General features: G+C 45.2%; 3 protein-coding genes and 1 pseudogene. All 4 read right to left on the bottom strand.

Annotated elements, in window-relative coordinates; all coding sequences use genetic code 11:
* A partial coding sequence (locus tag IQ229_RS24060) for a hypothetical protein (RefSeq protein ID WP_228013463.1) occupies positions 1–255 on the bottom strand: 255 nt, incomplete at its 3' end.
* 79 nt (positions 256–334) lie between these two features.
* The gene (locus tag IQ229_RS14150) at positions 335–1453 is read right to left on the bottom strand and encodes a hypothetical protein (protein WP_162398245.1); all 1119 of its coding nucleotides are present in this window, start codon (positions 1451–1453) and stop codon (positions 335–337) included.
* 328 nt (positions 1454–1781) lie between these two features.
* Complete coding sequence (locus IQ229_RS14145; protein WP_162398246.1) at positions 1782–2600, bottom strand: hypothetical protein; 819 nt, start codon at positions 2598–2600, stop codon at positions 1782–1784.
* Positions 2601–2633: 33 nt separating this feature from the next.
* Positions 2634–4544, bottom strand: a pseudogene (locus tag IQ229_RS14140) (hypothetical protein); the annotation flags it as partial.

The following is a 4544-nucleotide window of genomic DNA, read 5'->3' as shown; positions in this document are numbered from 1 at the left end:
GAATAGGGGAATAAGGATTTTCATCCATTGATTGTGGGATTTTCCCGTGATTGACTGTCTTGAAAAGTGACGCTCCTCCGTCGCTCTAAGCTTACCCCTGCTCTTAAGCAAGCTAGCGTCTCGTAGATAAGCTATGCCGTAGGCTTTACGCTGTGCTAACGGAGAGGCGGAAGTCGGCGCACCCTGCGGGATCTTGCTACAGACTTTCCGCAAGATCCAAAATCTAAAATCCAAAACTGGTAAGTAGTAAGACAAAATTAATTACACAAATTTCGACCTGAAACCCTTATGTAGCCTAAAACCTAATGTGTAAATATTTCTGTCCGATTACTTATTACCCCCTACGGAGTAGAGCAATACTGGTAGCAGTTCCAATGGCACTGCTAAAAATATCGATTAAGCCTTTGACATTGGCAGAAATGCCGTTATAAATCGCCATTCCCCCACCTCCAGCTATCAATACCGCCAAAACTGGTGCAAAGATGCTCAGGAAACATAAAAATGCTACATCAGATGCTAATTCAGCACCCGACTTCACCAGTACAACAGCTGCTAAACCTACTAAAATGTTGTAACCAAGTTGAACACCAAACAAGGAAATAAACCCTGTCAGCCATGCCCAAATAGGACGACCTTGTAATGGCAGCAAAGATAAACCAACTGCGATCGGTGCAAATAATGCCGTCAGCAGCAGAGCAGCTTCCAAAATATTTACAAAGCCCCATTGCAGGGCATACAGGATAAAGCGAATGATGGGGATGGCAGTATCTCGAAACACACTACCTGGATCATTGGCAAACTGAACAGCAGTACCGATTTGACCAGGTAAAGTTCTATTCCAGAGAAAACTAGCAAAATCTCGTAGTGGTTGGAGTGGAGATTTAGCTTGCTCTTCAGCTTTGGTAACAATTGCCTGTGCCTGGGCTTGCTTTGAGTTCCAGCACTCAACTAACTCTGTACCGACTTTTCCTTGACATTCGCTATAGAGGTTTTCTAGCTGTTGTCTAGCGATACTGCTAATTGCCACATTGGTAATAGCATCTCGAAATGTTAGTTCACCAACTTGAAGCTGAAGAACGCTTTGCACTTGGTTGTAAGCGAAGCCTCGGATAACAGTAATTGTCTTGGCCAGCATATTGCCGTTGGCCCCCAAGAAAATCATAATCACGAAGGGCCAAACAAAGATTGATGCCAGTTCTGACCATGATTGCTTTTCAATGATTTCCTTACCAGTGGTTAGTGCCACAAATAAGATGCTGGCGGCTCCCAAGGTGATGCCCAATTTAATCAAGCCAATCCATAATGCCGAACCGAGCGGATCTAAAGTAACTAGCCAGACCGTGTTCCACGACTCAACTGTGGCACGAGAAAGTTCTAAAGAACTGGAGATAATTTCTAGGGCATCGGATTCTCCGCCTGTTACTGGAAATGATTGAGCAATAATGTGGATCATGAGTGTCGAAAGCGTTAGCGATCGCAGCTAAAATTGACAGGACTTACGGATAAAGAATAAGTTTGCGGATCGTCCCATAAAGCCTGCGGCATAGCTCCGCTTAGGGCGCAGCCTCTCATAGAGAAGGGAAGACACGAAGAAATGAAAGGTTTTGCGTAAGTTGTTATTGATTTACAATGTCTAATTAATTACTTAGAGGTAGTACAGGCACGGCATAAATAAACCAACCATAGCCCTACTCTTAAAACTTGCTAGAAAATAGTTAAAAAGGTTGATTAATCAGACTTTTGGCTTCCGCCCGTACTAGCTCTAAGATTCCAATTCCTAGCTACTGCTTGTCAGAACCAAGGGTAATGCCACCAGGCATGATCAATAACCCCGCCTGTTGAGTGGCAGCATTGCCTGCGGCAACACTCTTACGGCGATCGGCAGTATTGATGGCTGAAAGTTCCTTGGCTGTTTGAGCGGTTAAGGTGTTACTCAATGCCCTGTCAATGCGTGCTTGCTGGGCTTCTTGAAGCATTCGCTCGTTGACGCGACTGGTAATGGCAGTCTGTTGGGATAGGTTTTGCAAAATCTGTTGGGTGACATCTAAACTTTGGGATTCCTCACCCAAGCTGACGCTTTCTTGAGTATCTTGTTGAGTAGCTTGCTTAATTTGAGCCATCTGACTTTGGGCTGTTTGGCTCAAAGTAGCCTGATTAGCGATCTCTGTAGCAACTGTTCTAGTAGCATATTTACCAAGGTCTTCACGGATACCATAAGAGCTTTGACCATTGGTTTTGTTCTCCAAAGTTTCAGACAGCACCGCACCAGGGTCGTTGTTGGCAGAACCGTTCATAATTCCTGCCAAAACTTTGTTTAAATCTGGAATTTGAATTGCACCCAAGGCAGAATTGAGCAGATTGCCAAGAGGATTAAATAGGTCATTTTGAGCGAAATTTTTGACATCTCCGACAAAATCATTGATTTGAGATGCTGTGTCTGCGGTGAAAATACTACTACCAGTAGTTTTGTTACTAACAGCAGCAGCTACTGGATCTCGACCGTCGTCTTGAGTGCGAGCAAGGGCTGGACTGGCGATAGAACCAAGTTCAAAAATTAAAATCAGTGCTATCAATTTGATAAAGGTAAGTTTAGATTTCATGATTCACCTTCCTTAATGCAGTTTTTAGATATATCAACTTGCAATCAGGCTACTTTCAGCCTGTTGGCCATCGTTACTTTCTTGGCGATCGCTTCCTCCTTGCAGAGATGCTCCGCTTTGGTGGAGGCTGTCCGCAGGATTTACGGCTGGGCGTAGCCAATCGCGCAATGCTGCGGTTTGATGTATCTCTTGACCAATATGCTTAAACCCTCTGTTTTCCTTCAAAGCAGGAATGTAAGCATCTGTAAACGCTCTCAGTCCTAACAGATTGCCTTTAGCGGTATCTGGATACTGAGCCATCACCCGTTCTCGTGCTTCCCGTTCATCCTGGTTATTGGCAACACTGGCCAGCATCATTTCTCCAGGGTAAAAGCGGGTACGCCAGAATCTACCACCTGTTTCTACTAGCCAGCAGGAATAAAGGTCGCTGGTACGGGGCAAAAATGCTTCAGTCGCATTTTGACTGATAATATTGACGGGATAGCCCAGATACTGTTGGAAAGAAGCAATACCGCTACTGGTAATACGTCCGGTAATCCGGTAGGTCATGTTCTGCATAATTTGAGCGCCTGTCGAACACTCGCAAATGGTATCCGGGTCTTGGGACATCAGCAGAACAGCAATGCCTTCTTTCCTTCCCGTGGCACAAGTTTCGCCTATAATCTGGGCAAAGCCATCTTTACGTAACAATACGGAAAGCTCATCGCCAATAAACAAACTCTTGGGATGAGATAGAGCATTACGGATACAGGCACTGTGGGCGTTAATTGCCATTAAGTAAGCATCCTGCTCGTTACTCAATCCACTGAGGGCAAAGAATTTAATCGCCGGTAATGGGGAAAAAGTGCTGGGACGAGCGATCGCTTTTCCCAACCTAGATGCGAGTAAAGCACTAATCTGATTCTGGATTTGGTTGAGTGCTTGTCGGTCAATTTCTTCAAAGGATCTCAGATTAAGGCGCTCTCTGGTGCAGAACTTGACGAAATCTGGTAGCGTGGGTATCTGCTGCCATTCTGGTGAAAGCCAGCCCATCTCAAAGGCTCGGTTGTAGCGAGTAATAATTTCTGGGTCTTTTAAAAATACGTCCAAAGCTTTGACTAACAAGGCATCAACCCGTTGAGCTAAATGAGGATTTTTGACTTTACCCATTGCGATCGCTGTTAATGCTTTGCGAATAAAGTCCTTCCAAGACTCCATGCGCCGTTCCCGTTCTGACTTGTCGAACCGTCGCAAATCTGGCGGTTCCAGTAGGTTACTGCTGCCACTGGAAATATCGTAATATGCTCCTTGCTCGCCCAAAAGCTCAATTGCCGTTTTGAAAGTGCTGTTACCACTGGCAGAGATATCCATACCAACAACGGGAATATTGTTCGCTAATGCCTCTAGAGCAAAGCGCCATCCCAAAACGCTCTTTCCTGAGCCGGAAGTACCTGTAATTAGAGCGCGTCCAATCTGCTGGTGAAATAAGTCAACATAAATAGGCTTACCACCACGACTGGTAAGGAATTCCACACCTTGTTTATCGATGTCCTTGGGGACAGTTAAAGGCATAATCCCAGCCACAGTATGGGTATCTAAAGTTATTCTGCGTTCGCTGAGATTGCCTCCGTGCAGCAACCATTTGCAGGTAATTGGCAGGGTTTGCAGCCAAATTTCCCAAGCAATATTACGCTCTCGAATTACTTTGGCAGTCTCAAAACTGTTAGCCAATAAGTTGCAAGCGTGGGTTAACTCTTGGGCGCTGTGACGATAAACTAGAAATACAGGCGCACAGTGCAACGCTTTTGTCCCTTCGTAAAGTCGTCGTTGAGCTTCAAAAGATTCCTCCTGTTTGATTTCCGCTCCAACGTCCCGTCCCTGTCCTTTAGTTATGGCTAAAGCGCGGGCAGTTTTGGATTGTTTTGCCTGACGCGCCAGGTTGTCTTGGATTAAGAAGTCATTACT

The organism is Nostoc cf. edaphicum LEGE 07299, assembly GCF_015207245.1.
Classification (GTDB): Bacteria; Cyanobacteriota; Cyanobacteriia; order Cyanobacteriales; family Nostocaceae; genus Nostoc; species Nostoc edaphicum_B.
This window is presented reverse-complemented; position numbering and strand designations above follow the sequence as displayed.